A 26,162-nucleotide genomic window follows, 5' to 3' on the forward strand; every position below is an offset into this window, starting at 1 on the left:
CCGACGTTCCCGCCGACGCCGCTCCACCGACGCCGCTCCACCGACGCCGCTTCCCACACCCCAATATTTATATGAAGAACATGTATAGTCCGGGTATGGACGTCGTGGAACACGACGACGCCGAGACGTACGAACCGGACGAGGGCTGGGAGCGGCGAGCGCTTGCGGGCAGCGACCAGTTCTCCTTCGAGTGGTTCACGAAGCCGTCGGGGCACAGCTCCCCGATGCACGACCACGAGAACGAGCAGGTCTGTCTCTGTCTCGAGGGCGAACTCACGCTCCATAGCGAGGACGGAACGTCGGTCACCCTCGAGCAGTACGACTCCGCGTTCATCGAGTCCTGGGAGATCCACGCCGTCGAGAACACCGGCGACGGGATGGCGGTCGGGCTCGACGTCTTCGCGCCGGGCCGTTCCTTCGACTTCTGGACCGACCGGGAGGAGTAATCGGCCGCAGCAGCGCCCTATTTAAAAAGCGGCCGGCCAGGGGAGCACCCTATTTAAAAGCGGCTAGCTTCGGAAGCGCCCACGTAAAAGATCGAACCACGCGTGCACACGGAACGTGTGAACACGACCCAAATATTAATGTAGGAGAGCCGAGAACGTCGATCGATGCCACGCGATCCAGCGTCGATACTGGCGGATCTAGTCCGAATCGAGAGTCACGACACCGTCGACGAGATCCGGGACCACCTCGTCGAAACGGTCGAGAACGCACGCATCCACGAGGAGTCCGGCTGCGTGGTGGCGCGGAAGGGCCCGGAGGACGGATCGCCGCACCTCCTCCTCAACTCGCACATGGACGTCGTTCCCCCGCATCTCCCGTTCCGCGAGGAGGATGGGGTGATCCACGGCCGCGGTGCCTGCGACGCGAAGGGCTGTCTGACGACGATGATCAGCGCCTTCGAGCGCGTCGACCCGACGGACGGCCGGGTAACCCTCGTGGTCTCCCCGGACGAGGAGACCTACTCCGAGGGGTTCTACGACTTCCTGGCCCTCGAGGGCGAGGCGGGCGACCTCGCGATCAACGGGGAGCCGACGGGACTGGACGTCTGTGACGCCGCGCGCGGGAGCCTCAAGTACATCGTCGAGCTCTCGGGCAGCGCCGCCCACGCGGGCACCCGGGACAGCGGACGGTCGGCCGTCTCGTGTGCTGCCGAGGCGGTGCAGCGCCTCGAGTCGATGGACCGGATGGAGCACCCGTACCTCGGGGAGTCGAGCCAGACCGTCTCGTGGATCGAGGGCGGCCCGGTGGGCGAGCTCACCAGCCAGGTGCCGGAGTCGGTCCGCCTGTTCGTCAACCGGTGGAGCGTCCCGCCCGAGACGCCGGCGGAGTTCCGGGAGAAGATGGAGGCGGAGCTGGCCGACCTGGAGTGTGGAGTCGACGTCCGGTATCCGTACCGGCCGAACCGGTTCCTCGAGAGCTATCGCCTCGAGGAGGGTACCGACGTCATCGCGGACCTGTCCGCGGCCATCGAGGACACGACCGGCGAGGCCCCCGAGGTGAAGCCGTTCTCGGTCGCGGCCGAGTCCTCGTTCCTCCAGCGGTATATGCCGGTCGCGGTCTTCGGCCCGGGTCGCATCGCCGACGAGGAGGGCCCGATCGCCCACTCGAACCGCGAGTATCTGGAGGTCGACGAGCTGGAAACCGCGGTCGACGTGCTGGAGCGATACCTCTCACGGACCGTGTGAGTGAAGCCCCCGACCGTGTGAGTGAAGCCCCCGACCGTGTGAGTGAAGCCCCTCGATCGGGTGAGCGAGTTCGTGGTGGTTCGAGTGTGCCACGTGATCGAACCCCATTGATTAAGCCCCTCGACCGCGAGCACCGGAACGATGCTCCGACTCAACGTTTACGGCGAGGTCGTCACCGTCGCGGTCGACCGCGTCATCAACGCCGGCTACAGCGGTCGCGACGAGGAGGCCGTCCAGGCGCACGTCGACGAGCTGGTCGCGGACGGGATCCCGGCGCCGGAGACCGTGCCGGCGACCTACGAGCTCTCGCCGAACGTGCTCCGGGTGGACCCGGACGCCGTCCGCGTCGCCGGACAGAACACCTCCGGGGAGGCGGAGTTTGGGCTGGTCGTGACCGGCGGGGAGACGTACGTCGTCGCCGCCAGCGACCAGACCGACCGCGACCTGGAGCGTGACAGCATCCAGAAGGCGAAACAGATCGCCCCGAACGTTCTCTCGGGGGACGCCTGGCGGCTCTCGGACGTCCGCGACCACTGGGACGAGATCGAGCTTCGGGCCTGGAACACGGTCGACGGCGAGCGACGCCGGTACCAGGAGTCGACGTTCGGGGCCATCCGCGAGCCCACGGACCTGCTCGAGACCGTCGCCGACCGGTACGAGGGACCGCTCGACGGGACGGCGCTGCTGTCCGGAACCGTGGCGACCGTCAACGGGGAGCTCGCGCCGGGGTCGCGATTCGAGGTGGCGATCCACGACCCGGTGACCGACCGCGAGCTGTCGGTCGCCTACGACGTCGAGACGATGTGATCGGACCGGATCGGCGTCGGTCGAGTCGACGCCGGCCGAGGAGAACGGCTTCGCGCCGGCCGACGCCGACGCCATTCGATCGATGCCGGCCAGCCCGGCGCGACGGCCCGCGCACAGGGCCCGATGGGTAGCCGGGTCACCGATAGGTGGTGTTGATGCTGATGATCGTCGCCGTGTTCTCCACCCGGTCGGCGAGTCGGTCCCGGATCCGGTCGTCGGTCATCCGGCTTATCGGGCCGGAGACGCTCACGGCGCCGAGCACGTCGCCGTCGTCGGTCGTGATCGGCGCGGCGATACATCGGATGTGCGTCGCCCGCTCCTCCTCGTCGAAGGCGATGCCGCGGTCCCGTATCTCCCCGAGTTCCGCCTCGAGCCGGTCCCGGTCGGTCACCGTGTTCGGCGTCTCGGCCGGCAGCCCCCGGCGGCGATAGATCCGCTCTCGGCGCTCCTCGGGGGTGTGCGCGAGGATCGCCTTGCCGAGGGCACACGTGTGGAGATGCTGTGTCGTTCCGACCGTGGTGTCGAGGCGGACGGCGTCCGCCCCGGTCTCGATGGCGACGTAGACACCCAGCCCCTCCTCCTCGATCATCAGGTTCGCGACCTCGCCGGTCTCCTCGGCCAGCGACCGGAGCGGATCGATCCCGGTGGCGTAGACGTCCCGTCGTTGGACCACCGACTGTCCGATCTCGAAGAACCGCATGCTCGGCCGATACCGGCCGTCCTCGTTGACCAGATAGCCGTGCTCCGCAAGCGTGCTCAGGTGGTGATGAACCGTGGCCTTGTTCCGGTCGAGCCGATCGGCGATTTCGGTCACCCCCGCATCCCCCGACTCGACGACGACCTCGAGGATCTCGAGGGTCGTTCCGCTCGATTTGATCGGATTGTTCGCTTGCTGGCTCATCATCACGACATACGTCCGGTTTCACTTAGGTGTTTGGCACGGTGAAACGTATCGACCGATGGACGGCGTCGACGAGTGCGGCGTCGTCTGATGTGGGCCGAATATAACACTATCGTTAGCAGCAAAACAATTATATATTCGAACGTGATATGATGGTTTATGCCAGATACTGGCACACATACGTCGAACGACGAGACGGGCGACTCGAGCGACGGCGGATCGAGAACGCCGTCGAAGCGACGATCGTTTTTAAAGGCGACCGGGATCGGCGCTACGGCGGCGCTCGCGGGATGCCTCGGCGGGAACGGCGGGGGGAACGGCAACGGCGGCGGCAATGGAAACGGCGGTGGCAACGGCAACGGCGGCGGAAACGGCAACGGCGGCGGAAACGGCAACGGTGGCGGCAACGGCAACGGCGGCAGCCAGGAGACGTTCACCGTCGGCGCGATCTACCCGCTCTCCGGGGGACTGGCCGAGCTCGGCCAGTCGATGCAGCTGCTGTGTGAGAACGCCGTCGACATCGTGAACAACTCCTACAGCGACCTCGGACCGCTCACGATGGCCGAGGGCGAGGGGCTGACCAACCACGGGAACATGGAGGTCGAACTCCTCGTCGCCGACCACCGCGCCGACCCCGGGCAGGGGCGCGCGGAGGCCGAGCGACTCATCCAGGAGGAGGGAGCGGACATGCTGTACGGCTCCTACAACAGCTCGGTGACCTCCACGGTCAGCCAGGTCGCCGAACGGGAGGGGATCCCGCACGTGAACGGGGAGTCCTCCAGTCCGGACCTCACCGATCGGGGACTCAACTGGTTCTGGCGGACGGGGCCGCACGACAGAACGTATACGCAGAACATGTTCGAGATGATCAACGGGCTGAACGAGCGGGTCGACCAACCCATCGAGACCGCGGCGATCATCCACGAGGACACCGAATACGGAAGCGTGAGCGCGGAGGTCCAACAGAACCTCTGTGAGGAGAACGACATCGAGATCGTCGCCGGGCCGATCTCCTACACCGCCGAGAGCGTGAGTTCGCTCACGAGCGAGATCCAGCGGATCCAGGACGCGGACCCCGACGTGCTGTTCCCGACGTCGTACGTCCAGGACGCGCTGTTGATGGCCGAGGACATGCAGACGCAGGACTTCATGCCGCCGCTGGTCCTCGCGCAGAACTCCGGTCACACCTCGAGTTCGTTCATCAACGAAACCGAACTGTCGAACTACTTCTGTAGCCGGACCGACTTCACGACGGACACGCCCGATGCGGTCCCGGAGATGGGAACCTATCGCGAGTTCGTCACCTCGAACACGGACGTGCCGCCGAACGACTTCGCGGCGCTGGTTCGAACGTGGGGCGGCCTGCTGTGCGGCCTCACCGCGGTCAACCAGGCCGAGAGCCTCGAACCGGAGGCGATCCAAACCGCCCTCAACGAGCTGCAGGTCGACCGGCTCGAGTCCGGCCTCCTGTTCGGCGTCGAGTTCGCCGAAAACGGGCAGAACGAACTGGCATCCGGCGTCATCGGTCAGTTCGAGGGCGGGGAATCGAACCTCGTGTGGCCGTTCGACCTGGCGGGCGAAGACGCGTTGACCTACCCCGCCCCCGGCTGGGGAGAGCGGTAAGGACACGCATCGTCAGATGAACATCGTTCACTACGAAGACTTATGGTAGGATCATTGCCGTTACAGTTCGGGTGGATAGAATACCTCAATCTGGTCCCACAGGCGTTCTTCAGCGGGCTGCTGATGGGGCTCGTCTACGCGCTCGTGGCGGTCGGGCTGGCGCTCATCTGGGGCGTCGCCGACATCGTCAACTTCGCGTACGGGGAATACATGCTGATGGCGATGTACGTGACCCTGATCGGCTCGAACAACTACGGGATCGACCCGCTGTTCATGATCCCGGTGAACGTCGTGCTGCTGTTCGCCGCCGGCTACGTGACCTACAAGCTCGTGATCAAGCGGGTGATGGACGCGCCGATGCTGTCGCAGATCTTCGTCACGTTCGGGATCCTGCTGATCCTCCGGTTCGGAATGCTGTTCGTGATGGGGCCGAACACGCGGTCGGTCGAGACGTTCATGTTCGATGGCGCGGTCGTCATCGCCGGACTGAACTTCAGCCTCCCGAAGATCGTCACCGGCGTGGTGAGCCTCGTGACGCTCGCCGTGTTCTTCCTGTTCCTCAACCGGACGAAGACCGGAAAGGGGATCCGCGCGACCGCACAGGATCCGGAGGCCGCCCAAGTGATGGGCATCGACCCGGACTACATGAACGGCCTGGCGTGGGGGATCGGGTCGGCGACCGTCGGAGTCGCCGGAACGATGGTCGCCACGTTCTTCTCGATGCAGCCGGAGCTGACGCCGACGACGTGGACGCTGTTCGCGTTCGCGTCGGTCGCGCTGGGCGGCTTCGGAAACATCCTCGGTGCCGTCGCCGGCGGAATGGTCATCAGCATGGTCGAGCACCTCGGCGGCGTGCTGTTGAACCCCTCCTACAAGGAGCTGTACATCTTCCTGGTGTTCATCCTCGTGTTGATCTACAAGCCGGAAGGCATCCTCAACTGGGGTGAAGGGGAGTGATCGGGACGATCCGCGACCGCCTCGACGACCTTCCGACGCGGCAGCGCTGGGGGCTCGCCGGCATCCTATTAGTCGGCATGCTGCTCGTTCCGCAGGTCTCGACCAACTTCTTCGTGATGAACGTCTTCATCTACGCGTTCATCTTCATCGGGCTCGGCCAGAGCTGGAACGTCATCGGCGGCTACGCCGGACAGTTCTCGCTGGGCCACGCCGTGATGTTCGCCGTCGGGGCCTACACGACGGCCATCCTGTTCATCCGTCACGGGGTGACGCCGTACGTCGGGATCTTCGCCGGCGGGTTGACGGCCGCCGCCGTCGGGCTCTTCCTCGGAGCCGCGACGTTCCGGCTGCGGTACCACTACTTCGCGATGGCGACGCTGGCGGCCGCGCTCATCGGGAAGACCGTCGGTTTCCGGTGGAAGTACATCAACGGCGCCAGCGGGATCGAGTACCCGTTCGCGCAGCTCGGCACCCCGTGGTCGATGATGTTCCGGGACAAGCTCCCGTACTACTACCTCATCGGCGTGATGGCGCTGGCGGCGACGCTCGTGATCTACCGGATGGACCGGGCAAAGCTCGGAATGTACCTGCGCTCGATCGACATGGACCAGGGGCTCGCCCGGAATTCCGGCCTGAACGTGTTCAACTATAAGATGTACGCGATGGGGGTGAGCTCCTACATCGCCGGCGTCTTCGGCGGGCTGTACGCCCAGTACGTGCTGTACATCGACCCGATGTCCACGCTCCGGGTGCTCCGGAACATCGACATCATCATCGTCCCGATAATCGGAGGCGTCGGGACCGTGCTCGGCCCCGTCGTGGGCGCGTTCATCTTCATCCCGATCCGGGAGTACACGCGCACCGGGCTCAGCGGCGGCTACACCGGGCTCGGCTGGGTGGTCGTCGGGGTCGTCATCGTGCTGATCTCGATCTACCGGCCGGGCGGCGTGTTGAACCAGTACTTCGGGAGGTGGGACTGAATGGTGCCGTCGGCGACCGACGAGGACGAGTACGTCAGGTCGGACGCGGAGACGGTTCTCCGGGTCGATGGCGTCGAGAAGACCTTCGGCGGGGTGACCGCGCTCGACGGCGTCGACCTCGAGGTCCGTGACGGGGAGATCGTCGGACTCGTGGGACCCAACGGCGCCGGCAAGACGACGCTTTTCAACTGCATCATGGGCGAATACGACGTCGACGCCGGCACCGTTCACCTCGGCGACACGGAGATCACGAACATGAACACTCCCGCCATCGTGCAGGCCGGACTCTCCCGGATGTTCCAGTTGGCTCGAGTGTTCCCCGAGCTGACGGTCCGCGAGAACGTGCTGATCAACCAGGACCACAGCGGGGAGAACATGCTGACGACGCTGTTTCGCGAGACGGACGAGGAGGTCGTTCGGCGCGCCGAGGAGTTGATCGAGTTCGTGGACCTCACCCACCTGATCGACGAGCAGGCCGGCAACCTCTCGGGCGGACAGAAGAAGCTGCTCAACCTGGCGTGTACGCTGCTCACCGACCCCGACGTCGTGCTGCTCGACGAGCCGACTGCGGGGGTGAATCCGAACCTCGTCGACGACATCACCGAGTCCATCATCGAGTTGAACCGCGAGCGCGGGACGACGTTCTTCGTCATCGAACACGACATGGACGTCGTCCACGAGATCAGCGACCACGTGTACGTGTTCGCGACTGCAACGAACCTCACCGACGGGGAACCGAACGCGGCGCTGAACGATCCGCGTGTGCTCGAAGCGTACTTCGGGGAGTGATAGTATGGCTATCCTTGACATAGAGAACCTACACGCGGGGTACGGACAACACCTCGTTCTCAAAGGCGTCGACGCACAGGCGGAGGAGGGCGACATCACGCTCGTGATGGGGCCGAACGGCGCGGGCAAGTCCACGCTGTTCAAGACGATCTTCGGACTGTTGGACCCCTCCGAGGGATCGATCACGTTCCACGGGGAGGACATCACCGGCTGCACGCAGGAGGAACTCCTCGATCTCGGGATGGCGTACGTCCTCCAGCGGAGCGCGCTGTTCGAGGACATGACGATCCGGGAGAACCTCGAGATGGGCGCGTACGTGGCGGACCGCAACTACGACGTCGACGGGAAGATCGAGGAGATCTACGACCTGTTCCCGATCCTCGAGGAACGGTCGAACGCGAAGGCCGGAACGCTCTCGGGCGGCCAGCGGCAGATGGTCGAGTTCGGCCGCGGGCTGATGCTCGATCCCGAGTTCATGCTCATCGACGAGCCGACCGCCGGGCTCGCGCCGAAGATCATCGACCAGGTCTTCGAACGGGTCCAACAGATCAACGAGACGGGCGTGACGATCTTCATGATCGAGCAGAACATCAAGACCGGCCTGCAGTACTCCGATTACGCCTACGTGCTCGACAACGGGGCGACCCGGTTCCACGGGCCGGCGGACACGATCCTCGACAACCCGGAGATCCGGGACGCGTACCTGAGCGAGAACGTCTCCTACGAGGGCGCGGAGTAGCCGGACGCAGCCCTCCCTTCATCACCGGGTCCGATTCTCGACCGACCCCCGTTCATCATCGACCTCGAGTCCATCCGGCCGTCCGTCGTTGATCGCCGGAAGAAGCAGACTTAACCCGGTCGGTGGCCTGGCAGGAGGTACCTCTCCACCGATGAACCGTAACGACCGGGCGATCGTCGGCTTCGCGACCATCGGCCACTCGATGTTCCACCTGTACGAGCTGGCGATCCCGCTGTTCATCGTCTACTGGCTCGTCGACTTCGACGTCTCCGCCGCCGTGATCGGCACGCTCGTCGGCGGCGGCCTGGCGCTGATCGGCCTCGGCGCGCTCGTCAGCGGCGTGCTCGCCGACGAGTACGGGTCGAAGCGGCTGATGATGGCCGCGATCGTCGGGATGGGCGGGTCCTTCCTCCTGATCGGGATCTCGCCGCGTCTGGAGGTGCTCGCGATCGCGCTGCTGGTGTGGGGTGCCGCCTCCAGCCTCTATCACCCCGCGGCCCTCTCGTTGCTGACGCGCGGAACCGCCGAGCGGGGCACCGCGCTCGCGTACCACGGCGCGGCCGGCAACGTCGGTACCGCGCTCGGCCCGTTCGCCGCGGCCGTGCTGTTGACGGTCGCGCCCTGGGAGTGGGTGGCGGTCGCGTTCGCGGCGCCCGCGCTCCTGGCGGTGGCGATCGCCGTCCGGTTCGAGTTCGACGAGACCGCCGGCGTCGAGGCGAGGACGGGCGAAGCGGCGCCGTCCACCGACGACGCGGACGGAGCCGCCCCGACGACCGATGGAGTGACCGATCTCCGCGGTTTCCTGGCCCAGTCGCGGCACCTCTTCACGGGCGGGTTCCTCGTGGCGTTCGCGATCATGATGGTCCATGGCGTCTACTCGCGGGGCATCCTCTCGTTTCTGCCGGAGATCCTCGCCGACCTCCCGCTGTTCGCGCCGGTTCGGATCGGCGGGGAGGCGGTCGAGCCGAGCCAGTACGTCTTCGCGGGGCTGCTGTTGCTCGGCTCGGGGGGGCAGTACGTCGGCGGCAAGCTGACCGACCGAACCCGGACCGAGTACGCGCTCATCGCGACGTACGCGGTCATCGTCGGCGTCTCCGTGGCGTTCCTCCCGGCCGCGGCCGCGGGGATCGCGCCGATGCTCGTCGTCTGTGGCGCGCTCGGGGTCACGATCTACATGTCCGCGCCGATCCGCCAGGCGCTACTTGCGGAGTACTCAGCGGCCGACGTTCGCGGCCTCTCGTTCGGCTACTTCTATCTCGGCGTCTACGGCGTCGGCGCGGTCGGCACCGCGCTCGCTGGGATCGTCCTGACGTACGGGACGACCGGCACCTTCTTCCTCGTCTTCGCGGCGATCGCGGCGCTGGCGGTCGGACTGGGCGGGGTGCTCCTCGTTCGGTTCGCCGAGGGGTGACGGCGACGAGAGACCGCGGCCGGCGCCGTCCGCTCGAGCGACCGATCCACGTCGTCCGCTCGAGCGATCGGTCCGCGTCGCCCCGGCGTCCCGGACCTCTCACATGAAGTCCGCGATGCCCGACTGCTTGTTGGTGTCGTCCTCGAAGACCGACTCCAGCGAGCGCTCGAGCACCTCGAGGCGCTGTTTGGTGTAGGGCCGGCAGTCGAAGCGGTCGGCGACCGCGATCGCGGTGTCCATGTACTTGTTCACCGACCCCTCGTGAACGGTGAGGTTCACCCGGCCGCCGCACTCGCGGCACTCGCCCGACAGCGGCATCCGCCGGTACTTCTCGCCGCAGTCGAGACACCGCGTCTCCTGTCTGGAGAACGCCCGGAGGTTGCCGATCAGGTCCGGCAGGAAGTGGTACTCGATGACGCGCTCTGCGACGTCGGTCTCGTCGACCGCCCGGAGCTTCCGGGCCAGCTCCAGCTGGGCGTCCATCTTGTCCATCATCGAGCCGAGCGTCTTGTACGCCGACAGGTCCGGCCCGAGCGCGATGTCGGAGGTGTCGTGGGTGTGGTCGAACCCGCGGTACTGGTCGGACGTCCCGAGCGTGTCCTCGCCGATCGTGATCGCGTCCTCGAGGTCGTCCGGGTCGGCCATCTCCAGGGTCGCCTCGTAGAACTCCCGGGGGTACTGCCGGACGATGTCCATGTTGTGCGCCTCGTCGTCGATCTCCGCGGGATCGATCCGCGAGGACATCACGAGCGGCGCGTCCATACTGCCGCCTCGTTTATCAGGAAGGAAAGATTTCGAGAAGTTCAACAACCCATCCATCAACAGCATTACGCAATCCTCGTCGCCATCGCAGTTGCGGCGCTTCGCCGCGTGGAAATACGGGTGCGCGTAGCCGACCGCCGCGGAGGTGAAGCCGATCACGCGACCGACGGTCGCGGCGCTCGTGTGCGGGGCCATCCCGAAGACGAGCTCGCCGACGAGGTCGTCGCGCTCGTTGAGCTCATAAAAGCGCGGCAGGTCGTAGAACTCCGCGAGCAGGTCGTCGACGAAGTCGGCCGTCTTCATCATGTGCTCGGCGGCGCCGTCCGAAAGGACGACGTCCTGCACCTTCAGCTCGACCAGCTGGTCGTCGTGTCGGAGGGGTTCGCCGTCGACGTCCTCCTCGTAGCCCAGCTCCCGGAAGTGACCGACGGTCACGTCGAGCTCCGCGGGACGGACCGCGGTCACCGGCAGGTCGGTCATGTCGTACCGGACCGTCCCGTCCTTGAACGCGGTCACGTCGTTTTTCGCCCGGAGCACGCCCTTCTCGATGGGTTCGGGCGTCTTGTTCGTGGAGGTGAGCCCCTTGACCCCTTTTAATATCTCGAAGGCGGCCTCCCGCTCGCCGACCGACTCGAGGGCCGACCGATAGGCGTCGTTGAGGTCGATCTCGCGCCGGGAGACGGCCGTCACCGTGCGGTCACACCGCGGACACTCGACGCGGCCGGCCTCGTCGGGTTCACACTCGGTTCCACACTCGCGACACTCGTAGTACGGTTCGGTGTGGGACCCGCAGCCGGGGCACTCGTTGTGGAAGGTGTGCGTGCCGCAGTCGGGACACTCGCGGTCGGCGACGTCCAGTTCGATGACGCCACGGCGGCCCGAATCGTCCATTCCGCTGGCGGCGTCGGCGACGTTCCGCTGTGAGCCGCCGGCCTCGCCGATCGGGAACAGGGTGTGGACCGCCGGCGAGAGGTCGCGGCTCTCCGACTTCTCCGGACGCCCCATCCGGTTGCCGATCCGGGTCGGCGCGCGCTCGCGGACCGTGAAGGGCGCGACCTCGTTGACGGCCCGAACCGCGTTCTTCCCGTCGGCCCAGTTCCGGGCGGCGGGCGACAGGTCCTCCCAGGTGCGCCGGAGCCCGTCGTCGACCCCGAGCGAGCGCGCCAGCGGCCGCCACTCGGGGACCCGTAGCGAGTCGGGCGTCCGGGAGTGCTCGACGAGCAGCGACTCGAGGGCGTCCGTCGTCGCCTCGGTGCGCTCGATCGCCAGGACGCCCTCGACGACATCGCCGTCGGCGACCGCGCGGGCGAGGGTCTCGAACCGCTCGACCGAGACGTCGTGCCAGAGGTAGGTGTAGGCGGGATGCAGGGGACAGTCGTAGTCGGTGGCCCACGCGAGCGCCTCCTCGACGGTCGGGTGCTCGAGGTCGACGTGCGGGTCGTCCGACAGCGCCTGCACGTCCGCGCCCGCCGCCTCGAACTCCTGGATCCACCATTCGTACACGTAGGAGGCCGGCGCGAGGGGGTGGTTGTTCTCGATGAACTCCCCGAAGTTCACGAGGTACTCGCCCAGGTCGAGCACCTTCTCGACGCCGTTGCGGACCGCGAGCGCCTCCTCGACGTCGTCGATCCGGCGGACGTCCCCGTTCGCGAGTCGGACGGTCGGCCCCTCGATGGAGTCGACCGGGACGACGCCCGCGGCCTTGCCCGGGCGCTCGGTCTTGATCTGCGTGCCGGTCGCGAGGAAGTCGTCGACGAGGTGCATCGTCGCCGGATGGACGCCGGCGGTCGCGAACCCGTGGTTCCGCGACCGGCCGTATCGGAGCCGGAAGCCGCCGGCCTCCGAGGGATGCGAGAAGACCGGCCGTCCCGCGATCAGGTCGCGCAGGTACTTGGTTGCGGGGTCGACGCGTTCGGGCCCGGCGTCGGCAGCAGTGGCGTCGGCGTCATCCACGACGCCGGTGTCAGTCGCACCAGCATCGGTTTCGTCTGCGACGTCCGCCTCGGCAGTGGCAGCGTCGTCGGTCGAAGCGTCCGCAGCATCGGCGTCCGCATCGCCGGCGTCCGTATCGTCGGCGTCCGCATCGCCGTCCTCCTCCCCCTCCGTCCCGATCGTCCCGTCGATCAGGTCCTGGAGCCAGGGCCAGTCGACCTCCTCGAGGTCGCGGGTGTACCGCTGTATCTTCGGGGCCTTCAGCGCGATCCCCTCGGCGAGGACCAGACACATCCCGCCCCGCGAGGAGTTCGTGTCGATGCGCTCGAGGTCCCGGAAGCCGGACACCTCCTCGTCGCCGGTGGCCTCGCCGTCGAGCATGATCGGCATGTTCCGGGCGATGAACTTCGTCTCCTTGTCCTTCGGCGAGTACTGGAGGCCGGTCTCGGAGTCGTAGAGGGCGACCTCCTCGGCGTAGCGTTCGACCTCGTCGTCGCGGGGCCGGAACTCCTCGATCCCCAGTAGGGACCGGGCGTAGTCGGCCACGAGCACCGACAGCGCCTGCGCGGTCCCGCCCGCGGACCGGATCGGACCGGCGTAGTAGACGTTGACGAACTCGGTGCCGTCGTCGTTCTCGAGCAGCTCGACCCGGTCGATCCCCTCGATCGGGGCCGCGACCACGCCCTCGGTCAACAGCGCGACGGCGGTCCGGACCGCCCCCTCGATCTTCCCCTCGCGGGAGTCGTAGTCGCCGACGGTCCCCTCGACGAAGTCGGTGACGAGCTCGAGGGCCGCCTCCTCGCGGGACATCTCCCCCTCGAGATCGCGGACGCGCTCGGCGACGCCGTCGATCCCGAGGATGTTCTCCACGCGGTCGGCCATGTCGCGGGCGACCGGGATCTCGATCTCCGGTTTCGGGTCCTTGCCCCGTCCCTTGGCCGCCTCGGCCACCTCGAAGGCCTCGTCCAGCCGGTCCTCGATGCGCGCGAAATACCGCTCGTCCTCGGGACGCATGTCCGTCTCCGTCATCGCGACCGTCCCCCCGTCCTCACAGCCACAGGTCCAGGTCGGTGGTCACGTCGTGTTCGCGGACCAGCGGCTCCGCGAAGGTGCGGAGGTAGACCTCGCCGGCGAAGACGGTGGCCGAATCGAGGTGCCCCGCGAGCGCCTGCCCGCTCTCCCGCGAGAACACCGCGTGCGTGTGCGCGAAGACGTCGTCGTCGAGCCGCGCGACGTTGCCGACGCAGGCGGCGACCTCCAGCGGCTCGTCGAAGGTGACCGACCGGTACTCGGTGTCGTCCTGGTCGTAGAACCAGATCTCGGCGTCCTGGACCGCGCCCATCGCGTTGAACCAGCCCGCCTCGGCGTCGACCTCGCGCGCCAGGTCCTCGATCTCCGCCCGCCAGTCGGCGCCCGTCTCCAGCCGGGCGAGGTACTCCCCCGCCGACTCGACCGCTCGGTAGTGCATACGCGTCGATGAGGCGGGTGGCGAGGAAAAACCTTCGCCGTTCGAGTTGGGGGATCGCCGGTCGATCCGTAACGTTCGGAGAGACGGGGGGTGCGGAACGTCAACGGCGCCGTTCGACTAGTTCGACGACGTACCCGTCCGGGTCACGAACGAACGCGATCCGGCTCCCGCTGGCCGCCTCCCGGGACGGTTCGGCGACGACGGGCGGATCGACCGTCTCGACGAGCCGTCGGAACGCGCCGTCGAGGTCCTCGACCCCGATGGCGACGTGTTCCCGAAGCGGAGGACCGCGTCCGTGGCGTTCCGGTGGCCGCTCCGGATGATAGGTGAACTGGATCTCCGGACCGGAACGGCCGGAAACGTAGACGTTCTCGATCCCGTCCGCTCCGGTGAACCGTTTCGACCGCTCGAACCCGAGCCCGTCCAGATAAAACTCGAGCGTGGATTCGAGGTCGGACACGGGAAACGCGACGTGTATGACGTCCATTCGAACGGATTCTCGACGAGTCGGTTTTACTGTGACGAACGTGACGGACTCCGCCGCACCGTCGATCAGATCGGAGGGACCACTATCTCGGAGGAGAGTTTTGATGCGTGCCTTCTATTCGACTTCACTCGTCGGCGGTGTACGCACCGGTTCGATCCGACGGACCGCAAGAATCGACTCGTCGTAGTCTACGATGCAGAAAGACGATACTGCCCAATGTGGAGTTTCGAGAACGGCCCACCAGTCAAACGCTCAACGAAGTCATCAGGGACACGCCAGAAGATTCGACGATTTCGTTGAGCTTTGAAACGCTGCGATCCTGTACATGTGTGTCAACCCCCATCGAATTGGTTCACAGCAGCGCCGACGTGTGAAGTACCGCGGGGACAAGCCCCGCGGCTTCGCGGTTTTGACCGCACGTCCCAAACCGGGCCGTGCCGTCGCAGGCGAATGTAATTCCCCTCGACCTTCCCGTGACGGGTCGGCTGGAATTCACACCCGAACGCTCGATGCGTCCGTGAGGGTCGGCGGCTCCACCCCGCCCGACGACTCCCGTCGCACCACGCTGAAGACGTGGGTTTTGAGAGGAGTCGCATGTCCAAACCATCTCAGTCAGCGTTGGATTACGGTCTGTAATCCGTCTTTGTGGGTCTCTGACTGTACTCACTGTCCGAACCGTGGTTTGGTTAATCCTTCGACGGCCTTCACCCTCGGGTCAAGCCCCGAGGCACTCCGCCTGCTCAGCCTGTAGACGGAGTCGGGGGGAGTTCCGAGTATGGGCGGGTTATCGGCCGATCGTTCCTTGATAGGTGAGTGGTGCGTCGGGATTAATCAGGAAGGCCACGAGCAGTGTTTCTTCCTGCGCGCTGACGGTCAGATCGGTTGCGTTGACGAGCAGCCCGCTTTCCGTCCTGTCGAAGGTGGTGTCATTGGCTTCGACCGCGCCATCAAAGACATAGAAGTACGTATGCCATCCCTCGATTGCGGGGAGTTGGACACTGGTTCCCGCGTCAAGTTGCACGTCATAGAAGTTGACGTCATTGCGTACGTAGAACGGCGCGTCCGACTCCTCCGGGCCGAAGAGATGTCGCCACTCGTTGGTGACGGGCTCCGGAACGGACCCATGTTGGATAGTCGGGTCAAGATCGACAGTGTGTGGTCGGACGAAGATCTGCAAGAGCCGCAGCTGTGGATCATCGTCGAGGGTTTGCTCCTCGTGCCAGAAGGCGCTGCCAGCGTTCATCACCATCAGGTGGTCGGAGTCTATGACTAACTCGTTCCCCGCTCGGTCCTTGTGACGCATTATACCGGTCGGGACGTAGGAAACGATCTCGTCGTTCTGATGGGGGTGCATCGAAACGAACGTGCCGGGGTCCAGAAAGGCCTCGTCAATGCGCGCCAGCGGACCGTAGCCGTGGTCGTCGTGGTCCGGCAGGTTTCGCCCGGGGTAGTTCGAGTGGATCCTGAACTTTCCCTGATTCTGCGAGATGTCCGTGCGTGGGGCCTTGTAGAGTTCTGTGTTGAGGGTGTTCCCTGTCATTCGTCCCGCTCCGTGATTTCAAGGACCTTGCCAGCGGCGATGGTCTGACCCATATCGCGGACCGCGAACGAACCGAGCTCCGGTATCTCGGAGGACGGCTCGATGCTGAGTGGCTTCTGTGGGCGCACGGTGACGACCGCGGCGTCACCGGACTTGATGAAGTCGGGGTTCTCCTCGGCGACCTCGCCAGAGGCCGGGTCGATCTTCTGGTCGATCGACTCGATCGTACACGCGACCTGCGTGGTGTGCGCATGGAAGACCGGCGTATAGCCCGCGGTGATGACCGACGGGTGCTGCATGACGACGATCTGTGCGGTGAACGTGTCGGCGACTGTCGGCGGGTCGTCGATGGGGCCGGCAACGTCGCCGCGGCGGATGTCGTCCTTGCCGACACCCCGGACGTTGAATCCGACGTTGTCACCGGGCTCGGCCTGGTCGACTTCCTCGTGGTGCATCTCAATTGTCTTCACCTCGCCACCGACGTCAGAGGGCTGGAAGCTGACGTTGTCACCCGTATTGAGCATCCCCGTTTCGACGCGGCCCACCGGCACGGTCCCGATGCCCGAGATCGTGTAGACATCCTGAATGGGGAGGCGCAGTGGCGCGTCCGTCGGCGGGGACGGCTCCGGCAGGTTGTTGAGCGCTTCAACGAGGGTTTCTTCGTTGTACCACGGCGTGTTGTCCGACGGTTCTGAGACGTTGTCACCCTCGAAGGCGGAGGTCGGAATGAATCTCGTGTCCTCGATATTGAAGCGAACCTGGTTCAGGAGTTCCTTGATCTCGTCAACGGTCGAGCGGTAGCGGTCTTCCTCGTAGTCGACGAGGTCCATCTTGTTGACCGCGACGATGAGTTCGTCGATGCCGAGGGTCCGCGAGAGAAAGACGTGTTCCTGGGTCTGGGGTTGGACGCCGTCATCAGCCGCAACGATGAGGACGGCGTGGTCGGCCTGGCTCGCACCTGTAATCATATTCTTGACGAAGTCGCGGTGCCCAGGTGTATCGACGATAGTAAAGTCGTACGTATCCGTCGAGAACTCCTGGTGGGCAATATCGATGGTGACGCCGCGCTCGCGTTCCTCGGCGAGGTTGTCCATGACGTAGGCGAACTCGAACCCGCCCTTGCCCTTCTCTTCGGCTTCCTCGCGGTGCTGTTCGATGACGTGCTCGGGGACGCTCCCCGTCTCGTAGAGGAGTCGTCCCACGAGCGTGCTCTTTCCGTGGTCGACGTGACCGATGATGGCCAGGTTTTGATGGGGTTTGTCAGTACTCACTGTGGTCCCAACTACGATGTTGGAACCTAAATACTACCAAGTTAGAAGTATGGTTGTAACTTCCACATCTGGAAGGAACGATGGGGTTCTCGAATGCATCAGCGCAGACAATACCGTCCAGAACACACATAAATACGAAAGTCGTAGTAAAGATATGAGCGAATCTGAGATGGCGGCCGAACCGAAATACGATGGAGCAGTCGATGGCCGTGAGTTCTTCTCCCTGCTTGGAAAGGCACACACCATGGCCATCCTCCGAAAAATTGTCCTTGGAGACGATCAGCCAGCTCGGTTTGGGGAGATTAAGAAATCGCTTTCACTCTCGCCCAATACCCTCTCACGGCGCCTTGACGAACTCGTAGCCGCCGGGCTGCTTCAGAGAACGCAGTACGACGAGATTCCCCCGCGCGTGGAGTACGAGACGACCGAAATGCTGGATGATCTCGAACCGACCTTCCGAGAGTTGGAAACCTGGATGGAGCAATACGGAGCAGAAGACCTTGGATGTCCTGAGTGAACGGAGAACGAAGAGACGAAGAACGCCGTCCGTGTTGAAAAGTACCACAGAGCAGTCGTACCCTGAGAATGAGACGATCACACCACGGACGCCGTGATCGCCCCTCAACCGCGACTACATCGCTGCAGGGAGGACCCCAATCCGTGAAAGGGAGCAGTGGGTCGTGTTGCTCGCCTCTGGTTCGTGACCCGCCTGACTGAGCGACTGAACGTGTACTGGGATCGTCGCTAGAGAGTGGTAACGCTGATCAGTATCGCTAGGGCCCATACAATTTCTCACGCATGCTTGATAGTAACGTCAACGAGAGTTCGAGATGGACGCTTGATCGGTGAGAAGAACCACGAATCGACGGAGATTCGACCCAAAACTAGCCCATCCTCCGAAACTGTGGAGGGACGCGGGAAGAAATTGTATATCGCGGTATATGATTTATAAACGGACGGGGAAACGGTCCATCCATCGACGGCTAACAACGGCCATTGGCGGGATACCGTCGACCTCGGCGCGTCAGGCGCGGGATCGGGCCGGTCAGCTCTCGATCGGGATCCGGTTCCGTTGACGGCGCACCCGCACGGTAGCCGGACCTCGAGGATTCCGTTGGCGGACTCGGCGCTGATCGACTCGTCGTGGACGTCCTTCGGGAAGCGGCGATGGGAGGTTCGACGGTGCGGCGGGCGTCCGCGTGGTCGGCCGCGACGGTGAGCACCCCTCGTTCCACGAGACGGTCATCCCCTCGGGGGCGAAGCCCGGCAACCCGACGTGAGGACGAACGCGTCGTCCTCCTCGTACAGTTCGGAGTCGTTACTCCCCGTTGAACCAGTCGGCAGCGCCATAGCTGACCACCGTTGAGTATTTGCGGAGAATCAAGGAGAAAGCCGCGCTTCAGCGCGGGGAGGATGTCAAGCGTGGCTTGAACGAGACGGGCGTTTCGACGGTCACCGCCGATGGTCGGTTGGAGGACCGATATAAATCACATACCGCAATATCAATTCACCCGGAGCCACCCCAACCGGCCGTTTCAAGACGCTGCCGGACGACCGGCGCGTGTGAGCGAGGACACGGAGCGATCGGCGGAACGAACCGGCTACGGTGAGGCGCTCCTGACCGCCGACGGCGTGGAGTTCGGCGAGCGTGACGCCGCCCTCCTTCGGACGATCGACCGAACGGGATCGGTCGCGACCGCGAGCGCGGAGCTCGAACGGTCCCGGGCGCGTGCGCTCACGCGGATCGAGACGCTCGAGGAGGCCTTCGGGACCCTCGTGGAGCGGACGCGGGGCGGCAGCGGCGGCGGCGGAAGCCGACTGACCGCGGCCGCCGAGACGCTGTTGACGCGATACGGCCGGCTGCAAGCCGCACTGACCGCCGCGGCGCAAGTCCCCGAAACCGTCCTCGAGGGAACGGTGACCGACGTCGACGGGGAACTGGCGACGGCGAAGACGCCCGTCGGCGAGGTGCGAGCGCTTCGGGATCGGGCGGCGGTCGGGGACACGGTGCAGCTTCGGATCGGCGCGGACGCGGTCACGCTGTCGGCGGTCGGCGAGGCGTCGGATCCGGATTCGACGAGCGCAAGGAACCGGGTTCGGGGAACCGTGACCGGCGTCGATCCGGGAGCGACGGTGCGAACCGTGACGGTCGACGTCGACGGGACGACGGTCAGCGCGCTCGTGACCGCCGAGAGCGCGGCGCGGCTATCGCTGGCCGGGGGACGGGACGTCGTCGTGACCTGGAAGGCGACCGCGACGCGGATGGTGCCGGTTCGATCGGCGGCGAACGGGTGGAAAAGCGGCGCCAGCGAGCGCTAGACCCGGAGCAGCTGTGCGTGGCGCGTCCCGTCGAACTCGAGGACGGCGTCCTCGTCGACGAGGCCGGCCTCGATGGCGATCCCGACGGCGGTCTCGCCGACGATGTTCGCGATCTGTGCGCGCCGGAGCCCGGCGACGACCTCCTCGCGGGTCGCCTCGACCGCGTCGGGACCGCCGTAGAACTCCTCGGTGACCGCGAGCGTGGCCGCCTCGTTCTCGAAGGTCTCCCCGAGACAGTCGGGATCGCAGACCGAGACGAGGACGCCCTTTTGGGTGTCCCGCTCGCGCAGGAGCATTTACCGGCCCCCGTCCTCCGACTCGAAGCCGTCGATCCCCCCACCGAGACTCTCCTCGAGATCGCCTCCGAGCCCCGCTCCGGAGTTCCCGCCGAGGCCGCCGCCACGGCCAGCTCCGCCGGCGCCGCCGGCCTGTTCCCCCGGCGCGCGCTCGTTCACCGGACCGCTGCCGCCGTGTTCCTCGACGAGCTCACGTTCGCGTTCCTGTCGGAGCCGTTCGGCCTCCTCGGCGACCTCCTCGGCCTCCTCGTGCTCGCCGGTCTCCTCGAGGGCGCGGGCCTTCTCCTCGAGGACGTCGGCGTTCCGGTGGCCGAGGCGGATCGCGTTGTTGAACGCGGTGACGGCGTCCTCCGCGAGGCCGCGTTCGAGCAGGAAGAACCCCCGGTTGTACCACGCCTGCGCGAATCGCGGGTCGATCTCGACGGCGCGTTCGGCGTGCTCGAGCGCCTCCTCGTGGCGGCCGAACTCCCAGAGCGCGTACGCGAGGTTCGTCTCGGCGGTCGCGGCGTGCTCGGAGTCGTCGTCGATCCGGAGCGCCTCCTCGTAGGCGCCGATCGCCTCGTCGTACTCCTCGAGCTCGGCGTGGGCGACGCCCTTGTTCACCCACGCCTCCTGGGCCTCGAGGGAGTCCTCCTCGGCGTACATCGCCGCGCGCTCGAAGGTGCCCGTGGCCTCCTCGAAGCGGTTGATCCCCATGTACGAGAGGCCGACGTCGAGCAGCTGTTCGACGTCGACCTGGTCGTCGGCGATGTTCCGGCGGTCGAGCGCGTCCGTGATGACGCGCGTGTCGACCGGGTCGACGGCGGTCGGGTCGGCGTTCAGCTCGGGGGGATCGAGGGTGAACTCCTCGTAGTCCTCGTCGAGCCCCTGCCCGGCCGAGAACTCGTGGTCGTGGTCGTCCGGCTCGTCGGTCATATGGCCCGAGTTGGCGGTCGCGGCGGGTAAGGGTTACGTCACGGGGGGTGAGAGGCCGGCCCAGCACGCCACGGAGGGTGAGAGGTCGAGCGATCACGACCGTCCGGAACGGCTCCCCGGGACGGGTCCCCGGCGGCGCCTTTTTGTCCGTCCGGCGACGACGACCGGCGAAATGCGCGCGTTCTTCGCGGTCGACCTGCCGACCGACCTGGCCGACCGGATCGCCGAGGTGCAGGGGGAGCTCCGGGCGGCGGAGGGGCTGCGGTTCACCGACCCCGAGCAGGCGCACATCACGCTTGAGTTTCTCGGCGACGTTCCGGACGGGAGCGAGCGCGGCGGCGGGGGCGAAAGCGACCTCGACGCGGTGATCGAGGCCGGTCGCGAGGCGGTTCAGGAGGCGGACGTCGAACCCTTCATCGCGTCCGTCCGGGGACTCGGCGCGTTCCCCTCGACCGAGTACATCCGCGTGGTCTGGGCTGGCATCGGCGACGGATCGGCCGAGCTGACCCGGCTCCAGGCGGGGATCGAGTCGCGGACGACCGCCCTCGGCTACGAGCCCGACGACCACGAGTTCACGCCGCACGTGACGCTGGCACGAATGGACGACGCGCGCGGGAAGGGGATCGTACAGGAGGCGATCCGGACCGCCGAGGCCGACGTGGGATCGTTCACGGTCGAGGCAGTCCGACTGAAGCGGTCGACGCTGACCGAGTCGGGCCCGGTCTACGAGACCGTCGAGTCGTTCCCGCTGTCGTCGTGAGCGGGCGGCTGGGGAGGGTCCGCAGGGTCGGCGGCGTCCGTGGCGGAGCGGGCATCGTGCACGGTGACCCGCACGCGGTCGATCCGGGTCGCGCTCGCGGACAGCACCTCGAGCGTGACGGCCCCGAGCTCGACGCGGTCGCCGTCGGCCGCCACCCGGCCGAGGTGGTGGTGGACGAGGCCGGCGACGGTCTCGAAGGCCTCGGTCGTCGGGAGGTCGGTGTCGAGCGTCTCGTTGAGGTACGCGACCGTCGTCCGACCGTGGACGACCGCGACGCCCGCCTCGAGGACCCGGACCGGATCGGCCTCGCCGCGACCGACGATCTCGCCGACCACCTCCTCGATCACGTCCTCCATCGTCGCCAGTCCCGTGACCGCGCCGTACTCGTCGACCACGACGACCAGCCGGACGCCGTCGCGTTGCATCTCGCCGAGCAGCTCGTCGAGGGGTTTGGTCTCCGGGACGAACGTCGGATCGGCGAGGAGATCCGGGAGGTCGTCGAGCTGGGTCTCGGACGGCTCGGGCCGCGTCATCGCGTCGCGAACGTCGAGGACCCCCAGGATGTCGTCCCGGTTCTCGCCGAAGACCGGCAGGCGCGTGAGTCCCTCGCGGGCGCCGGTCTCGATCGCTTCGGTGAGCGTCGCCGTGGCGGGCAACGAGACGACGTCGGTCCGCGGGACCATCACGGCGCGAACGGCGGTTCCCTCGAGATCGAGGACGCGGCGGATCATCGCGCTCTCGTCGGACTCGAGGACGCCGGCCTCCTCCCCGGAGAGGACGATCGTCTCGATCTCCTCCCGGGAGAGGTACGTCTCGAAGCCGGCCTCGCCGCCGGTGACGCGGTTGACGACGCCGACGGCGGCCTCGAAGACGACGAGCACCGGCCAGAGGACGCGCTGGACGAGGACGACGATCCGGGAGACGCGCAGCGCGTGGCGTTCCGCGTTGGTGACGGCGTAGGATTTCGGCGCGATCTCGCCGAAGACGATGACGAACACCGAGGTGAAGACGGTCGCGCCGGTGGCCGCCTGGCTCGGCGGGAGTATCTGGACGAGAACCGCCGTCGCGACCGCGGCGGCGGCGATGTTGGCGACGTTGTTGCTCACGAGCACGGTGACGAGGAAACGGTGCGGGTCCTCCCGGAGCCTGGCGAGCGCGGCCGACCCGGGCACGCCGGCCGCGACGAGGGAGTCGACCCGGTGGCGGCCCACCGAGAAGACGGCGAGTTCGCTGCTCGAGAAGAAGGCGCTGATCGCGGTCAACGCCAGGATGGCCAGGACCCCCGCTCCGATCGCGGACACGTTCATACGGGGCGTACGTCGGAGCGCCCCATAAGCCTCGGCCGTGGCAACCGGGGGGAAACCGTCTATGTGAGACACACCCAAAATCCATGATACCACCCGACATGGTCGACGTCCGGATGAAAAAGGATTAACCACCCGCCCCGAATCGTTTCGAGTATGAACGTACTCGTGACGGATCCGATCGCTGACGCGGGCCTCGATCGGCTCCGAAACGCGGGCCACACCGTGGAGACGGCCTACGACATCGAGGGCGGCGAAGCGCTCGTCGAGGCGATCGAGGGCGTCAATGCCCTGATCGTCCGGTCGGGGACCGAGGTCTCCCGTGAAGTCTTCGAGGCGGCCGACGATCTGGTCATCGTCGGGCGAGCGGGGATCGGCGTCGACAACATCGACATCGACGCCGCGACCGACCACGGCGTCATCGTGGCGAACGCGCCGGAAGGTAACGTCCGCGCCGCCGCCGAACACACGGTCGCGATGACCTTCGCCGTCGCGCGGTCGATCCCGCAGGCGCACGGCCGCCTGAAGGACGGCGAGTGGGCGAAAGGCGAGTTCCTCGGCGCCGAGGTGAACAACAAGACGCTCACGATCGTCGGCCTCGGCCGCGTCGGTCAGGAGGTCGCCAAGCGGCTCGACTCGCTCGGGATGGATCTGGTCGTCTACGACCCCTACATCTCCGAGGAGCGCGCCGATCGCATGGGCGCCGAGCTCGTCGAGGACCTCCACGACGCGCTCGCGGCCGGCGACTTCGCGACGATCCATACCCCGCTGTTGCCCGAGACCGAGGGAATGATCGGCGAGGAGGAGCTCGCCCAGCTCGAGGGCGGCTACCTCATCAACTGCGCCCGCGGCGGGATCGTCGACGAGGACGCCCTCGCGGCGGCCGTCGAGGACGGCACGCTCGCCGGGGCGGCGCTCGACTCGTTCGCGACCGAGCCGCTCCCGACGGACTCGCCGCTGCTCGACGTCGAGGACGTCGTCGTGACGCCGCACCTCGGCGCCGCGACCGAGGCGGCCCAGGAGAACGTCGCGACGGACACCGCCGACGCGGTGATCGCGGCGTTCAACGACGAACCCGTGATCAACGCGCTCAACGCGCCCTCGGTCGACGAGAGCGCGTTCCCGCGCATCGAGCCGTACATCGACCTGGCCGAGACGGCCGGCAAGGTCGCCGCCCAGCTGCTCGAGGGCCGCATCACGGAGATCGAGGTGACCTACGAGGGCGACATCGCCGAGGAGGAAGTCGACCTGGTCACCGCCTCCGCGCTCAAGGGCGTCTTCGAGCCGCTGGAGTGGCAGGTCAACGCGGTGAACGCCCCCCAGCTCGCCGAGGACCGCGGGATCGACGTGGTCGAGTCGAAGAGCCGCCAGAGCGAGGACTTCCAGAGCATCGTCCGGGTCACCGTCCACAACGGCGACGACGCGCTCGCGGTCGAGGGGACGCTGTTCGCCGGCGAGGACCCGCGGATCGTCCGTATCGACGGGTTCCGCGTCGACGCGGTCCCCTACGGCCACATGCTCGTCGCCCGGAACGCGGACACGCCGGGCGTCATCGGCCTCATCGGGACCGTCCTCGGCGACCACGACGTGAACATCGCCGGGATGTTCAACGCCCGCCAGGTCCACGGCGGCGAGGCGATCACGGTGTACAACCTCGACCAGGAGGTCCCGACCGCGGCGGTCGAGGAGCTGCTGGCCGACGACCGGATCATCTCGGTGACGGAGATCACCCTCGACGCGGCGAACGGGCGCGAGGAATAGGCGGCGACGGCTCGGCGCGAGGGGTTTTTAAAACGTCAGTTCTCGAGCAGCTCGAGCACCGCGTCGACGTCGTTGGCGACCGGCTCGGGGTCGTTGCCGGCCTCGTAGGCGGCGTCGGGGTCCTTCAAGAGGTGGCCGGTCGTCAGGCAGACGACGCGCTCGTCGGCGTCGACGACGTCCTCGCGGCGGAGCTTCCGCAGGCCGGCGACGCTGGCCGCGGAGGCGGGCTCGACGCCGATTCCCTCCGCGGCGAGCGCGCGCTGTGCGTCGGTGATCGCGTCATCGGAGACGGCGACCGCGGTGCCGCCGGTGTTCCGAATGCCGGGCAGCGCCTTCGGCGCATTGACCGGGTTACCGATCCGGATCGCGGTCGCGCGCGTCTCGACGTCCTCCCAGCGGCGGATCGCGTCGGCACCCTCCTCGATCGCCTCGACCATCGGGGCGGCGCCGGCGGCCTGGACGCCGGTGAGCTTCGGGACGTCGTCGACGTCGAGCGCGCCCGACTGGACCAGCTCCCGGAAGGCCTTATACAGCGCCGCGGTGTTGCCGGCGTTGCCCACCGGCAGGACGATCCGATCCGGATACGTGCCGTGGTCGGCGTGGAACGCCTCGAGGATCTCGAAGCCGATCGTCTTCTGGCCCTCGAGGCGGAACGGGTTCAGCGAGTTGAGCAGGTAGGCCTCGCCGCGGGCGGCAAGCTCCTGGACGATGTCGAGGCAGGCGTCGAAGTTGCCGTCGACCTCGAGGATCCGCGCGCCGTGGAGGCTGGCCTGCGCGACCTTCCCGGCCGCGACCTTCCCGGCCGGCAGGAGGACCAGCGTCTCGAGGTCCGCCCGGCCACCGTAGGCGGCGAGCGCGGCCGAGGTGTTGCCCGTGGAGGCGCACGCGAGCGCGCCAACGCCGAGCTCCTCGGCGACGCGAACGCCGACGGTCATCCCGCGGTCCTTGAACGACCCCGTCGGGTTCATCCCCTCGTGTTTGATCCGGAGCGTCTCGACGCCGACGTCGGCCTCGAGCCGCGGCGCCTCGTGGAGCGGGGTGTCGCCCTCCGGCAGGGTGACGCCGAGGTCGAACGGGAGCGCCTCCCGGTAGCGCCAGACGCCGCGGTCGGGGCCGTCCGTGGACGCGCCGTCGCCGAAGTCGTCGAAGGTCGGCGGGGTCGCATAGCGGGCCTCCAGCAGGCTCCCGCAGTCGTCGCAGGTGTAACGGACGTCCTCGAAGGGGGCGAACGTGGAGCCGCAGTCGATGCAGGCGAGCCACACCCCGTCGTCGGCGCACTCGGGGGCGTCCGGCGCGGGCGTGTCGAGATCGAGCGTCATCGTTCCAGGGTTGCCCCGCCGACGTAAAAAGGAGGACGGTCGGCGCGGCCGACGGCGAACCTGGACCGCGGCGCGGGGATCCGCGAGGTCAACGACGCCGCGGGCGGCTCATAGTGATTACTGCGAGTCA

General features: G+C 66.8%; 23 protein-coding genes. 13 read left to right on the forward strand and 10 right to left on the reverse strand.

Annotated elements, in window-relative coordinates:
- The first annotated feature begins 95 nt into the window (after positions 1-95).
- The 3 genes from CPZ00_RS06730 to CPZ00_RS06740 all read left to right on the forward strand — a co-directional run bounded on the left by CPZ00_RS06730 (position 96) and on the right by CPZ00_RS06740 (position 2,498).
- Positions 96-446 carry a cupin domain-containing protein gene (locus CPZ00_RS06730; RefSeq protein WP_096390199.1) on the forward strand — a complete coding sequence of 117 codons (351 nt, stop codon included), beginning with the start codon at positions 96-98 and terminating at the stop codon, positions 444-446.
- A gap of 165 nt (positions 447-611) precedes the next feature.
- Positions 612-1,691 carry a M20/M25/M40 family metallo-hydrolase gene (locus tag CPZ00_RS06735; RefSeq protein WP_096390200.1) on the forward strand — a complete coding sequence of 360 codons (1,080 nt, stop codon included), beginning with the start codon at positions 612-614 and terminating at the stop codon, positions 1,689-1,691.
- 141 nt (positions 1,692-1,832) lie between these two features.
- Complete coding sequence (locus CPZ00_RS06740) at positions 1,833-2,498, forward strand: DUF2848 family protein (RefSeq protein ID WP_096390201.1); 666 nt, start codon at positions 1,833-1,835, stop codon at positions 2,496-2,498.
- 136 nt (positions 2,499-2,634) lie between these two features.
- On the opposite strand, the gene CPZ00_RS06745 is transcribed toward CPZ00_RS06740, so the two are convergent.
- Positions 2,635-3,399, reverse strand: a complete 765-nt coding sequence (locus CPZ00_RS06745; RefSeq protein WP_096391625.1) for an IclR family transcriptional regulator — start codon at positions 3,397-3,399, stop codon at positions 2,635-2,637.
- 159 nt (positions 3,400-3,558) lie between these two features.
- On the opposite strand from CPZ00_RS06745, the gene CPZ00_RS06750 reads away from it, so the two are divergent.
- The 6 genes from CPZ00_RS06750 (at position 3,559) to CPZ00_RS06775 (ending at position 9,898) form a co-directional block, all read left to right on the forward strand.
- Positions 3,559-5,022 (forward strand): ABC transporter substrate-binding protein, encoded by a 1,464-nt coding sequence (locus CPZ00_RS06750; protein WP_096390202.1) that lies wholly within the window; start codon positions 3,559-3,561, stop codon positions 5,020-5,022.
- A 54-nt stretch (positions 5,023-5,076) separates the two neighbouring features.
- Positions 5,077-5,979, forward strand: a complete 903-nt coding sequence (locus tag CPZ00_RS06755) for a branched-chain amino acid ABC transporter permease (protein WP_157744200.1) — start codon at positions 5,077-5,079, stop codon at positions 5,977-5,979.
- Positions 5,976-6,959: a branched-chain amino acid ABC transporter permease gene (locus CPZ00_RS06760; protein ID WP_096390204.1), complete on the forward strand. Its 984-nt coding sequence runs from the start codon at positions 5,976-5,978 to the stop codon at positions 6,957-6,959. The genes CPZ00_RS06755 and CPZ00_RS06760 overlap by 4 nt, the downstream gene beginning before the upstream one ends.
- Positions 6,960-7,748: an ABC transporter ATP-binding protein gene (locus CPZ00_RS06765; RefSeq protein WP_096390205.1), complete on the forward strand. Its 789-nt coding sequence runs from the start codon at positions 6,960-6,962 to the stop codon at positions 7,746-7,748.
- Between the two features lie 4 nt (positions 7,749-7,752).
- Positions 7,753-8,487, forward strand: coding sequence for an ABC transporter ATP-binding protein (locus tag CPZ00_RS06770; RefSeq protein ID WP_096390206.1), 735 nt, complete (start codon positions 7,753-7,755; stop codon positions 8,485-8,487).
- Between the two features lie 151 nt (positions 8,488-8,638).
- Positions 8,639-9,898, forward strand: coding sequence for an MFS transporter (locus tag CPZ00_RS06775; protein ID WP_096390207.1), 1,260 nt, complete (start codon positions 8,639-8,641; stop codon positions 9,896-9,898).
- 99 nt (positions 9,899-9,997) lie between these two features.
- On the opposite strand, the gene CPZ00_RS06780 is transcribed toward CPZ00_RS06775, so the two are convergent.
- From CPZ00_RS06780 to tuf, 5 genes are all read right to left on the reverse strand, one after another.
- On the reverse strand, positions 9,998-13,606 hold the full coding sequence (locus CPZ00_RS06780) for a DNA polymerase II large subunit (RefSeq protein WP_096391626.1): 3,609 nt from the start codon (positions 13,604-13,606) through the stop codon (positions 9,998-10,000).
- Positions 13,607-13,640: 34 nt separating this feature from the next.
- Positions 13,641-14,060, reverse strand: coding sequence for a PPC domain-containing DNA-binding protein (locus CPZ00_RS06785; protein WP_096390208.1), 420 nt, complete (start codon positions 14,058-14,060; stop codon positions 13,641-13,643).
- 100 nt (positions 14,061-14,160) lie between these two features.
- On the reverse strand, positions 14,161-14,547 hold the full coding sequence (locus CPZ00_RS06790) for a VOC family protein (RefSeq protein WP_096390209.1): 387 nt from the start codon (positions 14,545-14,547) through the stop codon (positions 14,161-14,163).
- Between the two features lie 784 nt (positions 14,548-15,331).
- Positions 15,332-16,087, reverse strand: a complete 756-nt coding sequence (locus CPZ00_RS06800) for a pirin family protein (RefSeq protein ID WP_096390210.1) — start codon at positions 16,085-16,087, stop codon at positions 15,332-15,334.
- The gene (gene tuf / locus CPZ00_RS06805) at positions 16,084-17,358 is read right to left on the reverse strand and encodes a translation elongation factor EF-1 subunit alpha (protein ID WP_096390211.1); all 1,275 of its coding nucleotides are present in this window, start codon (positions 17,356-17,358) and stop codon (positions 16,084-16,086) included. Before tuf ends, CPZ00_RS06800 begins: the two co-directional genes overlap by 4 nt.
- 154 nt (positions 17,359-17,512) lie before the next feature.
- Here tuf and CPZ00_RS06810 point away from each other — a divergent pair, with 154 nt between their 5' ends.
- Positions 17,513-17,875, forward strand: coding sequence for a winged helix-turn-helix transcriptional regulator (locus tag CPZ00_RS06810; RefSeq protein WP_096390212.1), 363 nt, complete (start codon positions 17,513-17,515; stop codon positions 17,873-17,875).
- 1,046 nt (positions 17,876-18,921) lie between these two features.
- On the forward strand, positions 18,922-19,677 hold the full coding sequence (locus tag CPZ00_RS06820; RefSeq protein WP_394338431.1) for a TOBE domain-containing protein: 756 nt from the start codon (positions 18,922-18,924) through the stop codon (positions 19,675-19,677).
- Here CPZ00_RS06820 and CPZ00_RS06825 read toward each other — a convergent pair.
- Both CPZ00_RS06825 and CPZ00_RS06830 read right to left on the reverse strand, forming a co-directional pair.
- A complete protein-coding gene (locus CPZ00_RS06825) occupies positions 19,674-19,973 on the reverse strand; it encodes a DUF424 domain-containing protein (protein WP_096390214.1) in 300 nt (99 codons plus the stop codon). The genes CPZ00_RS06820 and CPZ00_RS06825 overlap by 4 nt on opposite strands.
- Positions 19,974-20,888 carry a tetratricopeptide repeat protein gene (locus tag CPZ00_RS06830; protein WP_096390215.1) on the reverse strand — a complete coding sequence of 305 codons (915 nt, stop codon included), beginning with the start codon at positions 20,886-20,888 and terminating at the stop codon, positions 19,974-19,976.
- 172 nt (positions 20,889-21,060) lie between these two features.
- Here CPZ00_RS06830 and thpR point away from each other — a divergent pair, with 172 nt between their 5' ends.
- On the forward strand, positions 21,061-21,648 hold the full coding sequence (gene thpR, locus CPZ00_RS06835) for an RNA 2',3'-cyclic phosphodiesterase (RefSeq protein ID WP_096390216.1): 588 nt from the start codon (positions 21,061-21,063) through the stop codon (positions 21,646-21,648).
- Here thpR and CPZ00_RS06840 read toward each other — a convergent pair.
- Complete coding sequence (locus tag CPZ00_RS06840; protein ID WP_096390217.1) at positions 21,612-22,955, reverse strand: hemolysin family protein; 1,344 nt, start codon at positions 22,953-22,955, stop codon at positions 21,612-21,614. The two genes, thpR and CPZ00_RS06840, sit on opposite strands and share 37 nt — an antisense overlap.
- A gap of 153 nt (positions 22,956-23,108) precedes the next feature.
- Here CPZ00_RS06840 and serA point away from each other — a divergent pair, with 153 nt between their 5' ends.
- Complete coding sequence (gene serA, locus CPZ00_RS06845; protein ID WP_096390218.1) at positions 23,109-24,713, forward strand: phosphoglycerate dehydrogenase; 1,605 nt, start codon at positions 23,109-23,111, stop codon at positions 24,711-24,713.
- Between the two features lie 35 nt (positions 24,714-24,748).
- On the opposite strand, the gene thrC is transcribed toward serA, so the two are convergent.
- Positions 24,749-26,032 (reverse strand): threonine synthase, encoded by a 1,284-nt coding sequence (thrC, locus tag CPZ00_RS06850; protein WP_096390219.1) that lies wholly within the window; start codon positions 26,030-26,032, stop codon positions 24,749-24,751.
- Positions 26,033-26,162 lie beyond the last annotated feature (130 nt).

Origin of the sequence: Halopenitus persicus (assembly GCF_002355635.1) — an archaeon.
Lineage (GTDB): Archaea > Halobacteriota > Halobacteria > Halobacteriales > Haloferacaceae > Halopenitus > Halopenitus persicus_A.

Bases quoted from the DNA above. Each gene is read 5' to 3' on its own strand.
- CPZ00_RS06775 (WP_096390207.1), top strand. From the start codon at position 8,639: ATGAACCGTAACGACCGGGCGATCGTCGGCTTCGCGACCATCGGCCAC.
- CPZ00_RS06735 (WP_096390200.1), top strand. From the start codon at position 612: ATGCCACGCGATCCAGCGTCGATACTGGCGGATCTAGTCCGAATCGAG.
- thrC (WP_096390219.1), bottom strand. From the start codon at position 26,032: ATGACGCTCGATCTCGACACGCCCGCGCCGGACGCCCCCGAGTGCGCC.
- thpR (WP_096390216.1), top strand. From the start codon at position 21,061: ATGCGCGCGTTCTTCGCGGTCGACCTGCCGACCGACCTGGCCGACCGG.
- CPZ00_RS06810 (WP_096390212.1), top strand. From the start codon at position 17,513: ATGAGCGAATCTGAGATGGCGGCCGAACCGAAATACGATGGAGCAGTC.
- CPZ00_RS06765 (WP_096390205.1), top strand. From the start codon at position 6,960: ATGGTGCCGTCGGCGACCGACGAGGACGAGTACGTCAGGTCGGACGCG.
- CPZ00_RS06825 (WP_096390214.1), bottom strand. From the start codon at position 19,973: ATGCTCCTGCGCGAGCGGGACACCCAAAAGGGCGTCCTCGTCTCGGTC.
- CPZ00_RS06790 (WP_096390209.1), bottom strand. From the start codon at position 14,547: ATGGACGTCATACACGTCGCGTTTCCCGTGTCCGACCTCGAATCCACG.
- CPZ00_RS06730 (WP_096390199.1), top strand. From the start codon at position 96: ATGGACGTCGTGGAACACGACGACGCCGAGACGTACGAACCGGACGAG.
- CPZ00_RS06800 (WP_096390210.1), bottom strand. From the start codon at position 16,087: ATGACAGGGAACACCCTCAACACAGAACTCTACAAGGCCCCACGCACG.
- CPZ00_RS06780 (WP_096391626.1), bottom strand. From the start codon at position 13,606: ATGCGTCCCGAGGACGAGCGGTATTTCGCGCGCATCGAGGACCGGCTG.
- CPZ00_RS06740 (WP_096390201.1), top strand. From the start codon at position 1,833: ATGCTCCGACTCAACGTTTACGGCGAGGTCGTCACCGTCGCGGTCGAC.
- CPZ00_RS06830 (WP_096390215.1), bottom strand. From the start codon at position 20,888: ATGACCGACGAGCCGGACGACCACGACCACGAGTTCTCGGCCGGGCAG.
- CPZ00_RS06840 (WP_096390217.1), bottom strand. From the start codon at position 22,955: ATGAACGTGTCCGCGATCGGAGCGGGGGTCCTGGCCATCCTGGCGTTG.
- serA (WP_096390218.1), top strand. From the start codon at position 23,109: ATGAACGTACTCGTGACGGATCCGATCGCTGACGCGGGCCTCGATCGG.
- CPZ00_RS06785 (WP_096390208.1), bottom strand. From the start codon at position 14,060: ATGCACTACCGAGCGGTCGAGTCGGCGGGGGAGTACCTCGCCCGGCTG.
- CPZ00_RS06745 (WP_096391625.1), bottom strand. From the start codon at position 3,399: ATGAGCCAGCAAGCGAACAATCCGATCAAATCGAGCGGAACGACCCTC.
- CPZ00_RS06750 (WP_096390202.1), top strand. From the start codon at position 3,559: ATGCCAGATACTGGCACACATACGTCGAACGACGAGACGGGCGACTCG.
- CPZ00_RS06770 (WP_096390206.1), top strand. From the start codon at position 7,753: ATGGCTATCCTTGACATAGAGAACCTACACGCGGGGTACGGACAACAC.